Annotated in this window: 10 protein-coding genes; 1 reads left to right on the top strand and 9 read right to left on the bottom strand. The window is 65.5% G+C overall.

Going from position 1 to position 21198, the window contains the following annotated elements; translation table 11 throughout:
* Positions 1-458: 458 nt before the first annotated feature.
* Positions 459-1310 carry an alpha/beta fold hydrolase gene (locus KBI5_RS17625; RefSeq protein ID WP_085015870.1) on the top strand — a complete coding sequence of 284 codons (852 nt, stop codon included), beginning with the start codon at positions 459-461 and terminating at the stop codon, positions 1308-1310.
* Here the strand turns inward: KBI5_RS17625 and KBI5_RS28010 are convergent.
* The 9 genes from KBI5_RS28010 to KBI5_RS17580 all read right to left on the bottom strand — a co-directional run bounded on the left by KBI5_RS28010 (position 1246) and on the right by KBI5_RS17580 (position 21145).
* Positions 1246-2796, bottom strand: a complete 1551-nt coding sequence (locus KBI5_RS28010; RefSeq protein WP_241882995.1) for a hypothetical protein — start codon at positions 2794-2796, stop codon at positions 1246-1248. The two genes, KBI5_RS17625 and KBI5_RS28010, sit on opposite strands and share 65 nt — an antisense overlap.
* 89 nt (positions 2797-2885) lie before the next feature.
* Positions 2886-3977: a hypothetical protein gene (locus KBI5_RS17615; protein ID WP_133057070.1), complete on the bottom strand. Its 1092-nt coding sequence runs from the start codon at positions 3975-3977 to the stop codon at positions 2886-2888.
* Between the two features lie 229 nt (positions 3978-4206).
* Positions 4207-5439 (bottom strand): beta-ketoacyl-ACP synthase II, encoded by a 1233-nt coding sequence (locus KBI5_RS17610; RefSeq protein WP_085015872.1) that lies wholly within the window; start codon positions 5437-5439, stop codon positions 4207-4209.
* A 197-nt stretch (positions 5440-5636) separates the two neighbouring features.
* Positions 5637-6830: a class I SAM-dependent methyltransferase gene (locus KBI5_RS17605; RefSeq protein WP_085015868.1), complete on the bottom strand. Its 1194-nt coding sequence runs from the start codon at positions 6828-6830 to the stop codon at positions 5637-5639.
* Between the two features lie 61 nt (positions 6831-6891).
* Entirely contained in the window at positions 6892-7641 is a 750-nt protein-coding gene (locus KBI5_RS17600; RefSeq protein WP_085015867.1) for an alpha/beta fold hydrolase, read from the bottom strand.
* Positions 7641-8717 carry a hypothetical protein gene (locus KBI5_RS17595; protein WP_133057069.1) on the bottom strand — a complete coding sequence of 359 codons (1077 nt, stop codon included), beginning with the start codon at positions 8715-8717 and terminating at the stop codon, positions 7641-7643. Before KBI5_RS17595 ends, KBI5_RS17600 begins: the two co-directional genes overlap by 1 nt.
* A gap of 110 nt (positions 8718-8827) precedes the next feature.
* Positions 8828-11659 (bottom strand): condensation domain-containing protein, encoded by a 2832-nt coding sequence (locus KBI5_RS17590; protein WP_085015865.1) that lies wholly within the window; start codon positions 11657-11659, stop codon positions 8828-8830.
* Positions 11656-18279, bottom strand: a complete 6624-nt coding sequence (locus tag KBI5_RS17585; RefSeq protein WP_085015864.1) for a non-ribosomal peptide synthetase — start codon at positions 18277-18279, stop codon at positions 11656-11658. The genes KBI5_RS17590 and KBI5_RS17585 overlap by 4 nt, the downstream gene beginning before the upstream one ends.
* On the bottom strand, positions 18161-21145 hold the full coding sequence (locus KBI5_RS17580; RefSeq protein ID WP_085015863.1) for an acyl-CoA dehydrogenase family protein: 2985 nt from the start codon (positions 21143-21145) through the stop codon (positions 18161-18163). The genes KBI5_RS17585 and KBI5_RS17580 overlap by 119 nt, the downstream gene beginning before the upstream one ends.
* Positions 21146-21198: the final 53 nt, after the last annotated feature.

Genomic DNA, 21198 nt, shown 5'->3' with positions numbered 1-21198 from the left:
TGGCCGACCGCCACCTTCGTGGCCGCCGACGCTTTACGTCTCCAGCGTCCCAAGCGATCCACACCCCAGTCATTCCCCGCGGGGCGAACATCTGATTCGCGCGGCGGCATAGCGCCTGACCTGCCGGAATGCAATCCGTCGAGTTCACATTTTCGTCCCGCCGGCGGTGATCCGTTCGCGTCCTCGTGGGAGCTTGTAGCGTTCCTGTGCGCGGTGCCCCGCACCGTGGCTGCCGGGGTGTGTTGGCCTGGGCAGGGCCGACGCGTCAAGGAGGGCACGCTCGTCGCTGGTCTCATGGTCGCAGCCATAGGAGGCGATGGGCGACCGTGATGTGATGGTTCCGCTCGCGGAGACGCGCGTGGACAGCGCCCGGACGTCCACGGATCATGATGGTCGAGCGCGGGCTGGCATTCGATGGCTGGTGGGCAGAGCCAGGACCGCGCGGCTCAAGGAGTGGGATGACCCGAGATCTCGAAAAGGCCGTGACGTTCCGCAGTCCTGACGGGCTGCTGCTGGCAGGGAGCCTGCTGCGGCCGTCGGACCGCCCCTTGGGGGTCGCGGTCCTGGTGCACGGCGGAGGTGTGACGAGAGAGGAAGGGGGCTTCTTCACCCGACTCGCGCACGGCCTGGCAGAGGCTGGAATCGCGTCGCTCCGGTTCGACTTCCGAGCGCACGGCGAGAGTCAGGGGCGGATGGAGGACCTTACGATCGCCGGGATCCTCGGTGACATCCGGGCCGCTGCCTCGCATGCCGCAGGGGCGGCCGGTACGGACACGGTGGTGCTGGTGGGCGCCAGTTTCGGCGGCGGTATAAGCGCGCTGTTCGCCGCCCGCCATCCCGAGCAGGTCCGCAGCCTGGTGCTTTTCAATCCACTCCTGGACTACAAGAACAGGTTCATCGACCAGAAGCCCTCCTGGCATGACGACCAGATTGACGAGGACGCGGGGCGGCGCCTGGCGGAGACCGGCTACCTGGAGCACTCGCCGACCTTCCGGCTCGGCCGTCCGCTGCTCAACGAGGTCTTCTACCTGCGCCCGGACCGCGAACTCGACACTGTGACCGCGCCGACTCTGATTGTGCACGGCACGAAGGACACCTTCATCCCCGTGGACAGCTCGCGGGCGGYGATCGGCCGGTTTGGCGGCGAGGCCCGCCTGGTCACTGTGGATGGGGCGCAGCATGGCATCGCCGTCCACGACGACCCGACCTACGCCGACCCCCAGACCCAGATCTGGCAGACCTCGGTCATCCGAACAGTGGCGGACTGGGCCGGTGAGCAGCTGCGGGAGGGAGAGAGGCCGTCACGATAGCGTCCTTCAGGTCGCGCACCGACGGCCGTGCCGCCCACGGCGTGAGCGTGTGCATGGTGCGGCTGATTTCGGTCCAGGTGCGCAGGGAGCCCGTGATCCGGCCGATGTTCAGCGCCTGCGTGCCGACGCTCGCGGCTTYGTCCGGCTCACCGAGGTCCGCCAGAACACCTGCCATCAGCGCCCGGAAGTAGCCATAGTCCCGCAGCGAGAACACCGCGGGCCTCAACTCTCGTTGGAAGATCGTCAAGGCCCGGTCGAGCTGCCCAGCAGCGGCGTAGCACAGCGCGCTCTGAAGCATCAGCAGCGCCGGGCTGTAGTGCGGCGACATGTCCTGCTCGTCGTGCTCGCGCACGCTGGCCGCGAGCAGGTCACGTGCCTCGCTCAGCTTCCGTTCGACAGCCGCGAGATCCCGCGTTGTCAGGGCGTGGCCGCGGGCTTCCTGCTGCGCGGCTTCCGACCGCACCGAGGCCGGGAGAGTCCACGGCCCGTCCTGGACGGCCTGGGCCAAGGTCAGCATGCGCGCCCCGTCGCGTTCGTCCCATGCCAGTTGGCTCTTCTTCAGCAGGATGTACCCCTGCAACGGCAGGTCGCCGGCCTCCTGCGCCCATTGCTCGGCGCGGTCCTGCCAGTAGGACGCCGCAGGGAGGAGACCGGCGTCGCGGTAGAGCCAGCCGACGAACTCCGCGGCGCGAGCGCCGAGACCGAGCAGCTCGCGGCGGTGTCCGAGCGGGGCTCGCCGAAGGGCGTCCTCGATCGCCGAGACCGTGCCCAGCATGGTCGGGAGAGCGGCGGCCGGACCCTGTGCGCCATCGGCTCCCGCGCACGCTCCGATCTGGTCGCGAAGGTAGCCGGCCGGATCGCTGCTACGGAAAGCGCGTGCGAGATCTCCCGCGACGGAGGGCATCGGCGTCGCCACGCCACCGTCGACTGCCGGTGGCCTGGCCTCGACCGCCGGCCACGGCCTACCGAGGTGCGCCGGAGTCTCCGCGCGCGCAGCCAAGGTGCTCGGCTGTTGAGGCGCCCTGGTGTTGTGCGGCGCGACAGGTAGTGAACGATCGCGGTGCTCGCCTGGTCCGGCGCGGTCGATGCGGCTGAGGAGAAGCATGTCGGCGGGGGTGAGCTGTTCGCGGTCGTCGAGGTCGATGAGATTGTGGATGGCGGTGTCGTAGACCTCGGCGAGCAGGGCGAGGAGCTGGGGGGTGGGCCGGCGGCGGTTGTTCGGTAGCGGCCAGTTCTCGACTTCCGACAGTTTCGGGCCGGTCATGGGGGCGGCGCCGTCCGGGTCGAGGCCTGCGTGGGCGGCGTGGGCGTTGATGTGGTTCGCGRCCTGCGTCTGGGTCCAGCCTCGGGCGTGGCGGTGGGCGGCACGGGGACGGTAGTGGTAGCGGCGGGCGAACTCGACGGCGATCTCGTCGTGGCTCATCCCCACCGCCCGCATCCGCGCCCGCAGTTCGTCCTGCTCGGCCCGCAGGCTCGCCCTGGTCATGTCGACGCCCTCCTATCCCCTTTTCTGGACCGACTTCGCCGATCTTCCAGTCCCCTGCGACGCGGATGATTCTTGCAGTAGTCGGTATGTCACGGATCGAGCGGCACGGCGATCGTGTCCGCGAGCACGGCCGTAATCGTGTCCAGAGCGGTGGACAGATCCGTGCGGAGGCGTGCGGGGATGGCGCCGCTGTCCAGGCCGCAGATGTTCACGAGTTCGGCGAGGCTGCGGGCTTGGGGTGCGTCGAGGAATGCGCGGTCGGTGGACGCGCATAGCAGGTCTCGGGCGGCGTAGCCGTCGCCGGCTTCCAGCACCTGGTGGATCATCGCGCGGGTCAGCGGTCGTGGATCGACGTCGTTGACGTTGCTGGCGGCGTCGAGAGCTGTGAGGTGGAGGCGGATGCGGAAGGCGATGGGCAGGTTTGCGTGGTCGAGCTGGCCGCAGTGGTCCAGCATCGCGGTGGCGGCGGCGGAGACGCCCGGATCGTCGGGGCGTCGGCACAGCATCGTGAGGCAGTCACGCACGGCGGTTTCCCAGGGTTCGGTGCAGGCTGTGGCGCCCAGGAGCGCCTGCGCGTCCGCCCGGTTGCCGGCGATGGCGCTTGCGAGGATGGCGACTTGGCGGCCGTCGAACAGGCGCTGACCGATTCCCTTGTGGCGGCGTAGGTAGGTGCTGGCGTCCTGCCAGCGGCCGGCGGTGGTGCGGGCGCGGACGCCGTCGGCGAGCAGCACGGTCCAGAGCCATTGCCGCAGCTTCGCGTGGTCGTCCACGGTCGCGGTGAGCGTGGCGGCGGGCACCACGATGTCGTCCAGGACGATGTCGGTTCGCGTGCTGACGGCCTGGTAGAGGTTGTCGAGAAGCCGCGCGGCGACGTCGCCGGCGCCGGCACGGATGTGCAGGCGTGCCAGGTTGACGAGGGGTTCGAGGGCATGACGCGCGGCCCTCGCGGTCAGCAAATGTGTGCGCAGGTGAAGCTCGGCGTGGCGGTGACACCAGGCGCGTGCGAGGTCGGGTAGGCCGAGGTCGGAGGCGAGCAGGGCCGCCTGGTTGAACATGGCGGAGGCGGTGGCCCGGTCGCCGGTCCGCTGCGCCGTGTCGGCGAGGGCGCACAGCTCGCCGACACGGGCCTTGAGCGCAGAGCAGGCGGGCCGCTGGCGTGGCACCAGGGGGAAACGGCGCACTGTGGGGCCCGCGGGGTCCACGTCTACGAAACGACCTGGACCAGCAGCGAGCGAGGATCACCCTTGGCGGCGGGGAGGGCTCAAGGGTGAGGCCAAGCTGTGTGCACACCCGACGTCGTTAGAGATCGTCATGTGGGGCCGTCGTCATGCTCAACTGGGGCCACGGGACGTGCACATAGCCACACCGACCGCCTGATGCCCTTCACCAATTGTTCTGCCGGTCACTCCGCTAGGGGGTGAAGGCGAGACAGACGTCGTGACCGCCGAAACCAAACGAGTTCGATAGCACGGCGCCTTCGGGGATCAAACGATTCTCGACCGTGACGACGTCGAGCTCGATCTGGTCGTCAAGGGCGTCAAGGTTCCGGGTCGCGGGCACGGTCCGTTCCCGTAGGGTGAGAGCTGCGATCATCGCCTCGACCGCCCCGGATGCTCCCAGCAGATGTCCGGTCATCGACTTCGTGGACGTCACCGCCACGTCGTCCAGGGCGCCGCCGAGAGCCGCCCGCAGCGCCCGGCTCTCGGCGGCGTCCCCGGCTGGTGTCGACGAGGCGTGCGCATTGATGTGAACGACCTCGTTCGCGGAGAGCCCGGCGGAACGCAGGCAGGCCCGCACAGCCCTCGCCGCGCCCTCGCCGCTGGGCTCCGGCGCCGCCACATGATAGCCGTCCGCACTCATTCCAGCTCCGGCCAGGGTTGCGTACATCCGAGCACCGCGACCCCGGGCGTGATCGGCGGACTCAAGCACCATGATCCCCGCACCCTCGCCGAGCAGAAACCCGTCCCGGCCCTTGTCGAACGGCCGGGACGCCGTCTGCGGAGTGTCATTGCGGCTCGACAACGCCTGCATCTGCGCGAACCCTGCCAGAGCAAGCGGATGGATCGCCGCCTCGGTCCCACCGGCGACCACAACGTCCGCCCGGCCGGCCCGGATCATGTCCAACGCATACGCGATCGCCTCGGCGCCGGTCGCGCAGGCGCTGAGTGGTGCATGCACACCTGCTCGGGCACCGACGGCAAGACCTACTGTCACCGCCGGCGAATTCGGCATAATCATGGGGAGCAAGTAGGGTGAAACCTGCCGCGCCCCCCGGTCGCAGAGCACCTGGAACTGATTCAGCAGCGTGCTCATGGCGCCAATACCCGATCCGACCACCGCGGCTAGCCGTACCGGGTCGACCTGGGGGGTGCCAGCATCGGCCCAGGCCTCCCGCGTGGCAGCCAGYGCCAGCTGGGAGCAGCGGTCCAGTCTTCGGGACTCCACCCGGCCGAGCGTCAGCGGCGTTGCCAGTGGAGCCGCTATCCGCACCGGCAGATCCCTGGCCCAGTCCTCGGTGAGCCGCCGTCCACCRCAGCGGCCGGCGAGCAGCCCCTGCCATGTGGCCGCTACATCCCCGCCCAGCGGCGTAGTCGTTCCCAGACCTGTGATCACGACCTGCGGTCCGGTGCCTGCCGTAGACACGGACCGCTCCCACGGTTCCTGCACTGCGCCTCCTCACCTCATCAATGTCGCGGCGCCTGGCCGGGCACGCGCCGGAACCTTGTCGCCTGAATATCGGCCCGCAGCGAGGAACGGTGCCCGGTTCGTCGCGCCGAGCGTCTCGCGTACCGGAGCCCTCCCGCCGCCCAGAACGGCCAGTGATACTGTCGCGTCCTTCATCAACCGCCGGCACGGGCAACAAAAACATGTTGCGCAAATGCCGCGAGCGGATGCTCGTCGTCGGGCAGCACGAGCAGCGGACGCAAACCCGACCAGTGTAGCTCATCCACCCATTCGGATCGACTCAGGCATACCCTGCCGGAGCCAGCCCTCCGATCAGCACACCCAGGATACCGATGACCGGGCTTCGCCGAGAGCATGAAATGCATCGAGTTGAGCAGTTGATAATGTTCCCGGCACGTCTCGATGAATACGACGAGGCCACCCGGACGGACCGCCTTGCACAGCCAGGAAAGCGTTTCCCTAATGTCGTATGCATTATGGAGAACATTTGCCGAGAGGATGACATTGGGCGGGACTTCAGCCGATCCGGGGAGACCCAAATGGGCGTTTATGTCACACAGGTCATAGCGTACCCATGGCTGGGCCGAAAAAGTCCTTCGGGCGGCCGACAGGAAATATGGGGAGACATCTGTGAAAAGATATTCAATCTTCCTCTCCATCGACCCGAGCGCAGYGATGACCGTCGTACTTGTACCGCCGACACCAGCACCTAGCTCTACTACACGGAATTCATCGTCCGGCGGAACGGACCCGCCCACAGTACGCAGCACCTCGGCCGCCACGGCATTTAAATAGCGGTTGGAAATATTATCTCGATACGCCATTTTCGCAATATCCAGACCGCCGTCGACGAAGAGCATCTCCTGGAGCATCTTTTCGTCACGCAGCAGGCCGAGCAGATCGGAATTGCATCRCTCAAAGAACCTGGCGAGCTCCTGCGAGTACCCTAGGTCGAGACACAGGGTTTCGATGTTCGATCGGTACCCGGAAGGGTACTGCCATGCCGGACCGGAGACTCGGTACCGCCCGGTGGCCCCATCGTGGGCGAGGACGCCTTCTCGAGTGAGTACCTCCAGCCAGCGCCGGAGGATCCACCGATGTCGTGGCGCCACCCCGACCGTCGCGGCCACGCCAGGCTCGTCACACTCGACGTCCTCTTCGAACAGTCCGACTGCTCGCAGGGCGGTCAGCATCGCGTGCATGGCAACCCGATCCAGTTCGCGCATAGCATTCGCGTAACGCTTCGCGTCGAGCGCACCCACCGCCGCCGCCGCCGCGCCGGCAGCGCGATCACCGAGTGAATGAGACGGATCAGATTCTTTATGTGGAAGGAATTCGACCTTAGTCATGAGGATATCCCTGAAGGAGGATGTTCATTGTGATCCCAGGAGCGATCCGGACCGGGAGGGATCAATCGGATCGCAGGGACTCGACGATATCGGCGAACACGAGGTCGGCGACGGTGCTGCTGTGCCGGTCGACGAAGAAGTGGTCACCGGGCAGGAGCCGGATACGTGTGTCGGACTTCGTGTGCGCATTCCAGGCCAGCAGGTCGGTGATCGGGACATCCGGGTCGGCGGTGCCGCCAAAAACGCTGATCGGGACGGCGAGCCTCGGTCCCGGACGGTAGCGGAAACTCTCGGTCACCTGCCAGTCCGCCTGTAGGCGGGGGAGTAGAAAGTCCAGGATCTGCTCGTTCTCGAGCATGTCGGACGGAGTACCGTGCAGTCGGCGGAGTTCGGCTATAATCTCCTCGCGCGAACGCCGCCGGGGAGAGGAAGTCCCGCTCAGCAGATCGGGCGCGGACATGCCGGACACCAGCAGCCGGACTGGAGGTCGACTGCCCATTTTCGCCAGGTAACGGGACAGCTCATAAGCGATCATCGCTCCCATACTGTGCCCGAACAACGCGTAGGGCCTGTCCACGTGGTCCCGCAGTGCCTGTGCGGCCAAGGAAACCAGCTGGTATAGATCGGGCACCGCCGGTTCCGCGATGCGGTTCTCCCTTCCGGGAAGCTGAACGGGAGCCACCTGTATATCAGAATTCGACCGCTGCCACCATTCACGATATCCACTGGCTACCCCGCCGGCATAAGGAAAACAGAAGAGCCTGATTCTTGCTGACCGCCCAGGCTCACTAAAGAGGAACCAGCTGGGCATCAAATGAGCTCCTGTTCGCACTGCTCGGAGAGCGTTTCAAGAATATTAACGAAAATCTCCAGGAGGGAGTCAGCCGCCGCAGCCGTATACCGGCGCTCCGGGTAGATCAGGCGCACTGCGAGACTTCCGCCCGGCCACAGGGAGACCGCAAGGGTCAGCGCGTTTCTCGTGACGGTTCGTCGCGGATGGATCCGGACGCACTGCTCCGGTCCGGCGGGTACCCGAGGTAGATTGGCATCGTCCGCATCAGACCAGAACCACAGGAGGGGGGGCGGTGTCCAGGGATCGGAGGAGACCGACGACCGGAATCCGCCGGCCGCCGACGGTGGCCGGTCCCCCGGCAGGCGTCGGCAGACGGCACGCGCCGCGTCGACGGCCGTGCTCGGCGCTCCCGTTCGCGACTGGACCCCGGTCGGCATCGTTGCAGTCAATCGCATGGACGACGTCGGCGGCCACTGCGCCAGCGCGGGCTGACAGGCTGAGAACAGGACGTCGGAAAGCATCGCGTTCCAGTGCTCGGCAAGCATTCGCAGGCCGTCCGTCGCATCCCGCGAAAGGCTCCTGTGGCGGAAGGCGCCGCTGGTGTATTCCGGTCGAACAGGCTCGGCGGACGCTGTTGCCGGCAGGCCGGAGGTGGACGCCGCGTCGGCAGGCGATGGATGGGAACCTGCCGACACCGACGGCTCCTGCGGCGGAGTCTGATACAGCTCGATGAGCCTGCCAGCCAGGACATCCACCGACCACTCGTCCCGAACGAGCGGGTCAAAGGCGATCAGGAGGATGTGGGACGTCTCGGACCGGCGCAGCAGAGTCGCCCGAGCCGGAAAGTCGATCCCGGTCCGAAACGGTCGCGCCGCCTCCGCGAGGAAACGGCGCTGGAACTGGTCGTCCTGCTCCAGCAATGGGATCGTGTTCAGATGCTCCAAGAGTATGGGCAGCACGCCCGGCGCGTCGGGCTGCTTCGTCCGGTGGGCGGCGGTCGGCAGGAGTAGGGCGTACCCAGCGGTCAGCGCGCACCAGGCAGACATCAGCGCGTCGGCGTCCAGGATGCCGTCCAGGTGGATCGCAGCGGGCACGCAGCATGGTCCGTTCTCCGTCAGACGGGTGTCGCCCTCGAGTAGCCGCACTCCTGGCTGATAGCTGCCGGGGCGACACTGGGATCCGCGCTCTCCGGCAGTTGCACCGGTCATGGTTGGTCATCTCTGGTGAACACTGCCAGTCCGTTGTGGTCGGCGCCCCCGGCCAGTAACCGGGTCGTGCCGGGAATCTGCACGAGATCACCCAACAGCGCTGACTGGGGAGCCTGTGCCGAGATCCAGGTGTTCGCCGCACGGTCCCAGCGGATCAGGAAGCCGGGCACCCCACTGCCTCCTCCGGCCGCCCAGAGATCGCCGGATGCCGTCCGCAGCATGCTGTTGAGTCGGCCACAGCCTTGCGGGGACATCGTCGTCCTCGTCCACCCGGACCCGTCCCAGTGCAGGGCGAGTCCAGTCCGCTCTCTGTCGCGTACCGCCTGCCGTACCCCGGCGCCAAGCAGCCAGACATCGCCGGAGCCACGGGCGTGGACCCGGATGATCTCGGTGTCGCTGCCGGGGAGGTCTGGCAGGCCGACCCGTGACCACGCCGTCCCGTCCCAGTGCAACACCCAGGACTCGACGTCGCCTGAGGGGAGGGCCCGGACCGTGGAGACCCAGAGGTCATCCGGCGCGCAGCCGTGCAGGCATCCATGCAACGTCGCGCCCGACGCCGGCAGCGGGAGCGACTCCCGCGCCCAGGTACGCCCATCCCATCTCGCGACCGCCAACGGCTGTGCGGTGTCAGCGGGCCGAACCAGGGTCCAGACCTCGTCGGCCACCGCCGTCACCGACGCGCAGTCCCGGTCGGGAGCCGAGCCGCCCACGCGCTCCCATCGGGCACCGTCCCATCGGACCAGGCCGTGGAGGCCCGACATCCAGACGTCGTCGCGTGCCCGCGAGGTAGCCCCCACCACCCGGCCCAGGTCCGGATGGTCGACCTCCGTCCAGCTTTGACCGTCCCAGTGCACCACCACCGACACCGAGCCGCCACGACCGTCGAGGAGATCACGCCGGCCGGCGGCCCAGATGCCATCCGGACCGGTGGCGACGATGTTCCACAGATGTCCGGGGCCCTCGACGGGGAGCACGGGGCGGATCCATCCCTGGCCTCCGCTGCTGGCCGGCCGCACGGATCCTTCGACGAGTACCTGATCCAGGTACCTGGCCATTCCCAGGACGGTCGGATTCTCGAACAGCCGGGCCACGGGGATCTCCAACCCAAGCTCACGATAGATCTCGAGATTAACCTTCATCATCGCCATGGAACTGCCACCAATGGAGAAGAAATCTACATCCGTTCGCACGTCGGTACTACCGAGAACGGTCGACCAGATGCGTGACACGGCCCGCACCGTTGCGCTCTGCGGGTGCGCGGAGGCGACCGTTTCTAAATCGCCGGAGCCATCCTTATCCTTCTCCGGGGCCACGATCTTCGACGCCAGTGCCATGGTCGACGGGGATAGTTCCACCACCGCCGACAGCCGTTGCCGCGGCCGAGCGACGACTACGCTGGCAAGCTCGCTGTAGCTAGCCGCGAGGACTTGCACGGTTGCCTCGTCGAAGATGTTCCTGTTGTATTCGAGGCGACCCAGGAGGGCTCCGTCCACCTCGTCGAACAACAGGGTCAGGTCATGTTTCGCGACGGGAGGGTCAAAGGGTATCTCTTCGGTCTCGGCGCCCTCGAGCGACAGCTCGCTTGACTCGCCCGACTGCAGGCCGAACATGACCTGGTAGACGGGGAGATAACTCGCGCCGCGGCGTATGTTGACCGCCCTCACCACGTGCTCGAAAGGCGTCTGCGCATGCGCATGGGCGCTCAGCACAGCGTGGCGGACGCGCCCTAGGACTTCGTAGAAGCTCGGATCTCCAGAGATGTCGACGCGCACCACGAATGTATTGACAAAATACCCGATAACATCATCGAAACGCTGGTTACCTCGACTTGAGACCGGAGTTCCGGTGACCAGGTCATCCCCGGCACCAGCCTTTCCCAGAAGTACTTTCAGGATCGCGAGAAGACACATGAACAGGGATGCGCCGGCGCGTGTCGACAGCCGGCGCAGTTCGGACGCCAGATATGGTTCGATCCGGAATCTGACGGTCCCGCCCCGAAAGGTGTGGAAGGCCGTTCTGGGCCTGTCCATCGGAAGTCTGACCGCCTTCGGAGCTCCGCTCAGATACGCCCTCCAGAACTCGACCTCGGCTGGCGTCGGGCCGCTGCGGAACTGGCCTCGCTGCCAGTCAGCAAAGTCTCGGTACTGCACAGCCAGCTCAGGAAGCGGAGAGGATTGGCCTGCCCGGAATGCAGTGTAGAGCTGGGAGATTTCCCGTTTAAGTAGGCCGACGGACGCCCCGTCACCACCCATATGGTGGAGGGTCATCACTAGAACGTGCTCCATCGGACCAGTCCGCACGAGGAAGGCTCGCAGAAGCACGTCCGTGCTCAGGTCGAAGCGACGGCAGGCGAACTCCGTGGCAAGGTCGTCGAACCGGGTTTCGCGCTCGTCCGGACCGGCGTCAGATAGGTCCACCAGCGTCAGCGGAACGGCCATCGCCGGACGAGTTCGGGTGAGCAGTAGGCCGTCCTGCTCGACAAGGCTGGTACGGAGCACCTCATGACGACGCACCACCTCGGTCAGGGCTCGCTTCAGCGCCGCGGCATCGATCGCTCCCCGCACCCGGATAACCGCGGTGACGTTGTATGCGGCACCGCCGCCCTCCAACCGATCGAGAAGCCAGAGCTGTTGCTGCCCGAACGAGGGCTCGGCCTGCTGCTGCGTCAGCTCACGCAGCAGATCAGCCTTCCGCTCGCGGAGGCGGGCGCGGAGGTCATCGGCGATCGGCCCGGAACCGGACCGGACGATCAGCCGTCCGTTGTCGACTTTCAGGGACACGTCCTGCGTAGCTAACCACTGGAGAAAAATGGCCGTGTCAGTGTTCACAGGGTTTCCTCTACCCAGTTCGTTCCGGACACCGGGACAGGATTCTGTCGAGATCCTGCACCGTCCTCTCGCCGAGCCTCGACCAGCCGGGCCAGCTCGGCCACCGTAGGTGCGTCGAACAGCTCACGTATCTCTAGGCGCACCCCGAACTCGTCTCGTATCCGAGACAGGATGCGGACGGCGGACAGCGAGTCGCCGCCGAGGGAGAAGAAGTTCTCCTCGACACCGCGGACGACCCTTTCCAGGGTGGTCGACCATATCTCGGCCACGAAACGTTCGACGCCTTTCCACGGTCGCTCCTGCGCGGGTGCGGTACTCGACCCGTCGGCGTCGGCGTCGGCGGTCGGCAGCCGGCTGCGATCGACCTTGCCGTTTGCGGTCAGTGGTAGCGCGTCCAGAGGCACAAACGCCGTCGGAACCATAGCTTGGGGAAGGTGCCGCAGAAGATAGCTGCGGGCACGTTCCGGGGAGAGCACCAGCGGCTGGTTTGGATGTTCCTCGTCGCGAACGAACAGCGACCGTGCGTCGTCTCCTTCGCCTTGAGGCGATCCCACCACGTAGGCCGTCAGCCTGCGATCACTGCCCTGCCCGGACACCGCGACGAGGACGTTGTGAACCTCGTCATTCCGGAGCAGTGCCGCCTCGATCTCGCCAATCTCGATCCTGTTTCCATGAAGTTTGATCTGCTGGTCCTCGCGGCCCAGGAACTGCAGGTCGCCGCCAGGCCGATACCTTCCCCAGTCACCGGTTCGATAGAGTCTGGCCCCGCTGACGGGGTGGAAGATAAACTTCTCCGCCGTCCGTACAGGATCACCGAGGTAGCCATGAGCGACACCCGAGCCGCCGATGTACAACTCTCCCGGTACCCAGGTCGGTCGAGGTTGCAAAATCTCGTCGAGAACCTCGAAAGTCTGGTTGGCCAGGGGTTTTCCATAGGGAACACTCGGCCACCCCTCGGACAGCTCTTCAATGAGATGGGAAATCGACCAGATACTCGCTTCGGTCGCTCCACCCAGACTGACGATCTGCGCCTCGGGACTGCGCGACCGAATCTGATCCGGCAGGTTCAGCGGGATCCAGTCGCCGCTGAGAAGAACGACACGCAGGGACCCGAGATCCGCGTCCCGCTCAAGCGCCGCCCACTGCTGTGCCAATCCCATAAGTGCCGGAACCGAGTTCCACACGGTTACCCCATGACGCTCGACGAGCTGCAGCCAATGCGTCGGGTCCGTCTGGGAACGATGATCGGGGACGACCACCGCTCCGCCCACCGCGAGGATCCCGAAGACGTCGTAGACCGAAAGATCGAAATTCAGCCCGGACAGCGCCAGAACGCGGTCCTTTTCTGTCATACCGAAGCGGCGATTGACGTCCAGGATGGTGTTCATTGCGGCGGCATGGCTGATCACAACGCCTTTCGGCTTTCCGGTGGAACCGGAGGTGTGAATGACATAGGCACGATCGTCCGCCGACACCGGAGGCCGGGCTATCGCAGCGAGCCGCCCGGCCGGTCTGGGCTCGTCGACCACGCAGACGACGAACCCGTCCGGGAGCTTCGCATCCAGCACCTCACCAAGATCGAGAAGATGTCGGTCGGCGATCCGGGTGACGGCGATCCGCGCCCCTGCCTCATGCAGGAGCAGCGCCCGTCGGGCTGCGGGCAACTGGCTGCCAATGGGCAGATAGGCCAGTCCGGCCCGCAGAATTCCCAGAACGGCGACCACCTGCTGCCAGCTCTTCTCCATCACGACCGCGACCAGGTCGCCGGTGCTGAGGCTATATGCGCTCAGGGTGGCTGCGAGCCGCTCGGTCTCGTCAGCGACCTCCCGGTAGCTCAGGGTGCGGTCGGGGGCGATCAACGCCGTGGCGTTCGGTGCTTGCGCGGCCCTGTCGAAAAAGGGTTCGTGCAACAGCGGGATCCTATCCCAGATCATCTCCGTCGCGTTCGCCTTCGCGTGTTCCCGTACATGCGCGGGCGGCCGCAGATCACGCCATTCCTGTCGCCGGGAAGTGGCATCCTCCGCCAGTTCGCGGAGCAGCTCAGTATAGGTGGTGAACATGTCCTGAAGAAGTCCGTCCGGAAACATGTCAGGCACCACGTTCCACACCAGGTCGGCACCTCCACCCTGCTCGACCACGACATGGTCCAGCCAGACCTGTGGTGTCTGGCTCGCGGATGCCACTACCTCCCCGAAGCGCTCGAAACCCCAGCCGTCGGTACCGCTGTCGATGAAGCTGGTGAACACGACGGGCATGCTCGCACCGGCCGTCTTCCGGCCATGTGTACGCGCCCAATCACGCTGGACGCGCACGCCGCTGTAGTACCGGTGGTCGAGATCGTCCCAGAGGCGGCGCTGGACTGCGCGTGCGGTGTCCCCCACCGCGCTGCTGCGCCGCAGGTCCACCTCCAGCAGACTCAGCGAGGTGAAGTCGCCGACCACGGCGTCCAGATCACGGTGCAGTGGAAGGCGGTTGAACAAAGTCACGTTGATGGTGAAATGGCGGCGTTTGCTCCACCTGGCAAGAATCTCCGCATACGCGGCGAGTACTAGGTTTGAGAGGCTCACGCCGTCCCGAGTGGCAGAACGTCGCAGAGCCTGCCAGGTCTCGGCGGGCAGCCGTGCGGAAATCCGGTCGAATCGTGGTATGTCCCCGGGGAGCGGCTCCCGTGCCACCGGCAGCTCCGGTCCGGGTGGAAACTCGGCCACCCGCTCCTGCCAGTAGCGCCGGGAACGCTCGTAGTGGAACGTGCCCTCAACTGCCTGCGTAGCCATCTGGTAGTCACGGAAACCGATAGCGACCGTCGGCAGCTCAGCGTCGAGGTCGTCATACAGCTCGGCCCATTCGGCAAGTACCCGTCGGAGGCTCACTCCGTCCGCGACCAGGCCGTCGAAACTCAGGTGCAGACGGCTGCGCTCGTCTGGGAGCAGGGTCAGCCGGATATCGAACAGCGGCCACCGGTCCGCAGCCAGAATCTGGTGGGACATCTCCTCCCGGATCTCGGCGATGTGCGAGGCGAGCTCGAGAGGACTCCGCTGCCGGAAATCGTGAACACGAATCATGTAGCGCGGTACGGAGGGAAGGACCCGCTGCGCCACCTCGGTGAACACGGCTCGAAGCATCCCATGCCGCTCGATTACGATGTTCCAGCTGTCGGTGAGCCGCTCTGGGGCCAGCCCAGGACCTTCCACCTCGAAGTATCCGTGCGCCGACACTCCCCCCAGAGTGAAGTCCTCGCGCCGGCCCAGGAGATATGCTTGCTGCACGTCGGTCAGGGAAAAAGGCTCGTGCGGATCCGGGCCGGGGACGATTTCCGGCAGAAAGTCTTTATCCGCCGCCGAGGTGTCCAGAAGTCTGGCCATACCGGCAACTGTCGGATACCGCAGGATCTGCGCAAGCCGTAGCTCGCGACCGAATCGTTCGCGCACCAGATGTCCCAGTCGAGCAGCCAGCAGGGAATGTCCACCTATGGCGAAGAAGTCGTCGTAGACACCGACATCCGACACACCAAGTTCCTGTCGGAGAATATCCGCGAGAATCTCCTCTGTCGCGTTCCGCGGCGCGATCCTTTCTTCTGGAGTGGTCGAGGGAGTCGAAGCGAGAGCAGCCCGATCGACTTTTCCGTTCGTGGTGAGCGGCAGCGCATCCACCACATGGATCGTGGCCGGGGCCAGATAGGCGGGAAGCCGGTCACGCACCCAGTCCAGCAGCTCCTCGGGTGCCAGCGGCGTGTCGGAGTCCCAACCGACGGCATGGCCCACAAGGCGCTTGCTCACGCCCTGCCCCTGTACCGTTACCACCGCATACCTGACACCGGCGTGCTGGGTCAGGATCTCCTCCACCTCGGTCAGCTCAATCCGGTATCCGTGCACCTTGACCTGGCTGTCTCGCCGACCCAGGAACTCTAGCTCTCCATCACGTCGCCACCGCGCCATGTCGCCGGTCCGGTAGATCCGACCACCGGGACACCAGGGATCGGCCACGAAGCGTTCCGCTGAGAGGTCCGGCCGACTCAGATAGCCTTCGGCGACGCCCAGGCCGCCAATCGCTAGTTCCCCGGGTACCCCGCGGGGCACCAGCCGCAGCGCCTCGTCAACGAGATAGACACGGGTATTGCGGATGGGGCGACCGATCGCCGGACGGCGTCCGTCGGCGATGTGACGGCTCACCGTGGTGCAGACAGTGGCCTCCGTCGGTCCGTACGCGTTGTGTAACCTGCGGCCATCGGACCAGCGCCGCGCCAGATCGGCGGGACAGTCCTCACCGGCGGAGATCACGTGAGCGAGCATCGGAACTTCCTCGGGGGCAAGCGTCGCAAGGACCGACGGAGGTAGGGTCACGTGGGTGACACCGGCTTTGTCCACCAGCCGGGCGAGATCGGATCCCACCAGCGCGGCGCAGTCGGGGACGTGCAGCGTCGCGCCCGAACCAAGCGCCATGAACAGTTCCCACACCGAAGCGTCGAACCCCAGAGACGCGTATTGCAGGACGCCACTCCCCGGACCCAGGTCGAAGTAGTCCCGCTGCCATTCGGCAAGGTTCACCAGGCCGGCATGGCCGAGTAGCGCTCCTTTAGGGCGCCCGCTGGAGCCCGACGTGTAGATGGCATAGGCCGGCCCGGGGTTCACCGGTGGGGCGGGCTCTGCCTCGGCGAACCCGTCCAGCAGGCCGGGCACATCCACATCGATCTGCACCTCTGCCCGGCCCCGCAGGGCCTCCAGGGTGGCCGCCGATCCGAAAACAACGGGCGGTTGGGACTCCGCCAGGATGGAACCCAGGCGCTGCGGGGGATTCGCCGGGTCGAGGGGAAGATAGGTCGCGCCGATCTTCATGATGCCGAGCATCACCGCGGATACATCGGCGTTGCGTGGGAGGCAGACGCCCACGCGGGAGCCACACGAGACACCGTGACCGAGCAGCAGATGCGCAACCTGGTTGGCCTTGCGGTCCAACTCCGCGTAAGTCAGGCACACCCCGGTGCCCTTCACCGCCACGGCGTCAGGATGCTCTGCGGCCCGGGCGGTCACCAAGGCCGAGGCGAGACGCTCAGGCGAGTCTGCCTGCTGCCCACAGCCGAGTGCCAGCAGTTCCGCTTGGGCCGCGCCGTCCAGCAGGTCGAATGACGCAACGGGCCGATCGGCATGTTCGACTGCCGCCGCGAGAAGGCGGACGAACTGATCGGCGAGATCGGCGATCTCAGGCTGGTCGTATACCGCTGTGCGGTATTTGAAGACCGCCCTCGTTGACGCCGAAGTCTGGACAACCTCGAGCGACAGATCAAACTGTCCCTCCTGTTGCGGGACCGGAAACGAGGCGAGGCGCATGCCTCGGTAGGTGAGCTCTCGCGACGGATCTCCCTGCGCGTGTAGGTCAAGCAGCTCGCCGGATCGGTCTGCCGCCTGCACGCTGAAAGCGATCTGGGTGAGTGGTGAACGGCTGGGATCGCGCGGAAGATCGAGCAGGTGAACGAGCATCGGAAAGGGGTACTCCCGATGCGTCATCGCTTCGGCTACCCGCTCCCGAGTGGAATTTAGGAACTCCATGAAAGTGCCACTTGCGTCGTATCTAGATCGGATCGCGACCGGGTTAACATAGTAGCCTGCAACATTCTTGAGAGACCCCACCATATCGGGCATTGTCGGACACGAGATTATTAGATCGTCTCGGGCTCCTACCCGGTGCAGCAGCGATTGAAAAACGGCGAGAAGGTAAATGAAGGGGCTTACTCCGGCCCCCCTCGAGCTCGCGCGAGCCTGATCGACGAGACCTGGTTCCAGGAGGACTTCATAAGTAGATCCCGAAAACGACTGATAGGGCGGRCGAACCCTGTCTGTTGGCAGGTCGAAGGCGCCGGGTGCACCCTTGCAGGCATTGATCCAGTATCTTTCCAGATCCGCACGCCGGTCCGACTCGAGCATCGATCTCTCCGCTGTCACGAACGTGTCGTAATTGTCACGGAGATCAGGAAGTGCCGCAGAGGATCCGTGGGCTTCCGTACGGTAGAGATCGAGTAGGTCACGCATCAGCACACCCTGAGAGACGAAGTCGGTGGCTATGTGATGCGTCACCAGCAGCAGAATCGAGCCAGCCTCCTGCCGATGGAACAGGACTGCGCGGAACGGTCCGCCGCCGGCGAGCTCCAGGGGATCGGCCRCCGCCGACAGGACCTGAGCCCGGAGAGTCTGCTCAGACATGCTCTGGGCGTCACGAACATCGAACTGAGCACGATTCGYATTCCCTACCAGCCGGACCGGCTCACCCGCCGACTCGGTAAAGGTCGAGCGAAGCAGGTCGTGYCGTCGAACAAGGGCGACGATCGCCCTTCCGAGGGCCGACGGATCGACTTCGGAGAGCAGGCGAATCGCGAAGATGACATTATATGCGGAGCTGTCCGGTGCGGTCCTATAAAGATACCAAAGTGCCTGCTGCCCGACGGACAATCGTCGTGGTTCACTCACAACTCTCTCCTGACATCGAGTTGATGCAGCACAGTACGCGTACTTAGGGGGCCTTAACTGGACCAGCTGACCGCAATATCTCCCGACTAAGCCCGTTAATACTGGGGAACTCCCATACAAGCGCGGACGGTATCGCGATCCCGAGTTCCTCAGAGAGCTCACCGACGAGTTCCGTGATGCTGACCGAGTCAACCCCGTAGCGGGGAAGCGGCTCATCGCCGTCGAGGTCTGCCAGCGGCAGGTTCGTGCGTCCGGCCACCCATCTCATCAACCAGCCGCGCACGTCCCCTCCCGGGGCTTCCTCGCCGGTTGGCTCACCGTTCTCGACGCCGCGGGCGTATGCAGGTTCGAACGTCTCCCGAAGATACGGGTCGACCTCGCCGACGACGCCAGCCACCTGCCGGTCCATGGTGCCGATCGAGCTCGTGTACGAACCGATCTCGGCAGCCGTCTCCTGAGCCGCCGGATAGCGGCCGCCGATCTCCCCTGCCGAGCACAGCGCCCGCTGGCGAGCTAGATCGAGCTGCTCAAGTGACCAGGTGGCCGCCCGCGTGTATCTCTCGTCTCGCCCCTCCGCCGCACGGCGCGTCATCGCGGACACGAGCGCCGCCGCCGCCATCTCTCCGAGAACGTCATGTGCGGCACGGGTGCAGTCCGCCGAGGTGGCGGACGTCGATGCCTGCCCACACTGTTCCTGGAGGCGACTGGCCGTCGCCTCCAGCTCAGCGGCTAGATCATGCGCGCCGCAGTGTCGAACGAGGAGGTCGATCACCTGTCTCCGGTCTCCCGCCATCATGGTGGAACCCAGGTGCATACGCAGGCTCTCCGTAGGACCTTCAAAGATTCGCAGGACACGCGCATCCCGGAGGAACTGAGGAAGGATGTTTGTCTCGATATAACCTCGTCCGCCCAGAGCCTGAATCGCGCCGTCCACGACCTTCCAGAGGAGTTCCGGAGCTGTGATCTTGATTACCAAGAAGAGGGCATCTGGCACGGCCTCATCGTCGTCGAGTAGTTCGGCGGTACCRTGCACAAGTGCCTCGACACAGGCCACGGCAGCCGTGGCGGCGGCTAGGCGCTCTCGCATGACCGGGTTTTCTAGCAGTCGACCTGTTACGATCTCACGGCGTTCCGCGTACCGGAGCTGCAGTTGAAGGCATCGCTTCATCGCACCAAGACACAGGGCACCGATATGGAGGCGGGCCCGCATCAGGCAATGCTGCGCGATCGTCAGGCCCTCGCCGGGAGCCCCCAGGAGGTCTTCGTCGGCCACCTCCACGTTCTCGAAGTGCATGGAGTTCTGCACCATTGACCGCATACCCATGGTGAGCTCTTCTTGGCCGATTCGCACACCAGGCGCATCCGTTGGGATCACAAACCCGGTGATCCCAACAGGCCGGTCGTCACGATCTCGGGTCTGCACGAAGGTGACGACGAGATCCGACCAGGCGGATGTCCCGCTCCAGGACTTGGTGCCATCGATCGACCACCGGCCAGGTGCGGTCTCACGGGCGGTCGCCCGTATCGCGGTCATAGCGGATCCGGCCTCGGGCTCAGTCATCGCAAATGCGGCCAGGATCCTGCCCGCAGCCAGATCCGGCAGTAGTCGCTCCTGCTTCGGCTCACCGGCATGGGAGAGGATCGGGTTGACTCCGAGTATGTTGCCGTCGCAGACAAAGGTCGCAAGCGAGAGATCGATCGCCGCGAGCTGCTCGAATATCCGTGCTGTCGAGACCTCGCCGAGAGCCAGACCGCCGCGCTCCCGGGGTACTTGAATCCCGAACAGACCCCTCCGGGCAAGCGCAAGGATAATGTGGGGCGGGATGGTGCGACGTTCGTCCATAAGCCGCGAGTCGACCCGACGCCGTCCCCACTCGCGCAGCCAGTGAAGGATCTCCCCGACGCGCTTCGGGCTTGGGCCGGTCCACGTGATGACGGGGAGCTCGCCGGCCAGGTATGCATCGCGACATGCTCCTCGCCRAAGCTTTCCGCTCGTGGTTCGGAACAGTCCGCCACGCTTCACCGGAAGCACCGAGAAGGTTGGGATTCCGTGTTCGCGCCAGACCGCGGTAGAGATGTCCCGGGTCAACTCATGCGGATTGGTCCCGCGTTGGACTCTGCCGTCAACCTCGACAACGACGATCAGTTTCTCGACTCCGGACTTCTCGATCGAGAAGGCGCATGTCGAGGAGATCCGAAGCGTCTCGTTGCTTTGTTCCGCAGTAAACTCGATGTCAGTCGGATAGTGGTTCTCCCCGTTGATTATGATCAGGTCTTTCCGGCGGCCCGTTATATAGAGATCTCCTTCATGGAGAAATCCCAGGTCGCCGCTTCTGAGGAAAGAAGCGTCACCGCCGTCACCGACCACACGGGCACGGAACTCCGATTCCGTCTCGTGTGGGCGAAGCCAGTAGCCGGCGGCTACGCACGCGCCGCTGATCCATACTTCGCCGATCTGACCATCGCCAAGCCGGCGGCAGGTCTCCGGATCGACCACCTGCACAACAGTGTCCCCCTGTGGACGCCCGCAGGTGGTGACCGGCCGTGCGTCGGCGCGCTCGCTGTCAACGACCAGGGCGTATCCCCGACGCAGGGCCTCCGCCGAGAGCCAGAGTGTCTCCGCGGTACGACCAGCCGGGCTGCCGGTCACCATCAGGGTGGCTTCGGCGAGTCCATACCCGGCCATCAGTGATTCCGCCCGCAGGCCTGAGGATTGAAACATGGCGGCAAACCGTCGCATGGTTTGGCTGCGGACGGTCTCCGAGCCATTGATGGCGTACTCCCACGACGACAGATCCAGATCGGAGCGCTCATCATCGGTGACGGTGCTGAGGCATCGCTCGTAGGCAAAATTCGGCGCGATGGAGTGCGTCGCCCGAAACTGTGCGACCGCCTGCAGCCAGCGCCGTGGTCGCCGGATGAAGGACTCCGGTGCCATGAGATACGCGGGCATCCCGGTATAGATCGGCAGAACGACGCCGAACATCAGCCCCATGTCGTGGAAGGTCGGAAGCCAGTAAGCATTCACCTGGTTTAGGGATCTTGCTGTAGGTGGCGGTTCGTGGGCGTGGCTGTGGGCCG

Source organism: Frankia sp. KB5, from assembly GCF_002099325.1.
GTDB lineage: Bacteria > Actinomycetota > Actinomycetes > Frankiales > Frankiaceae > Frankia > Frankia casuarinae.
The sequence above is the reverse complement of the archived record's forward strand: the minus strand, read 5'-3'. Positions and strand labels throughout refer to the sequence as shown.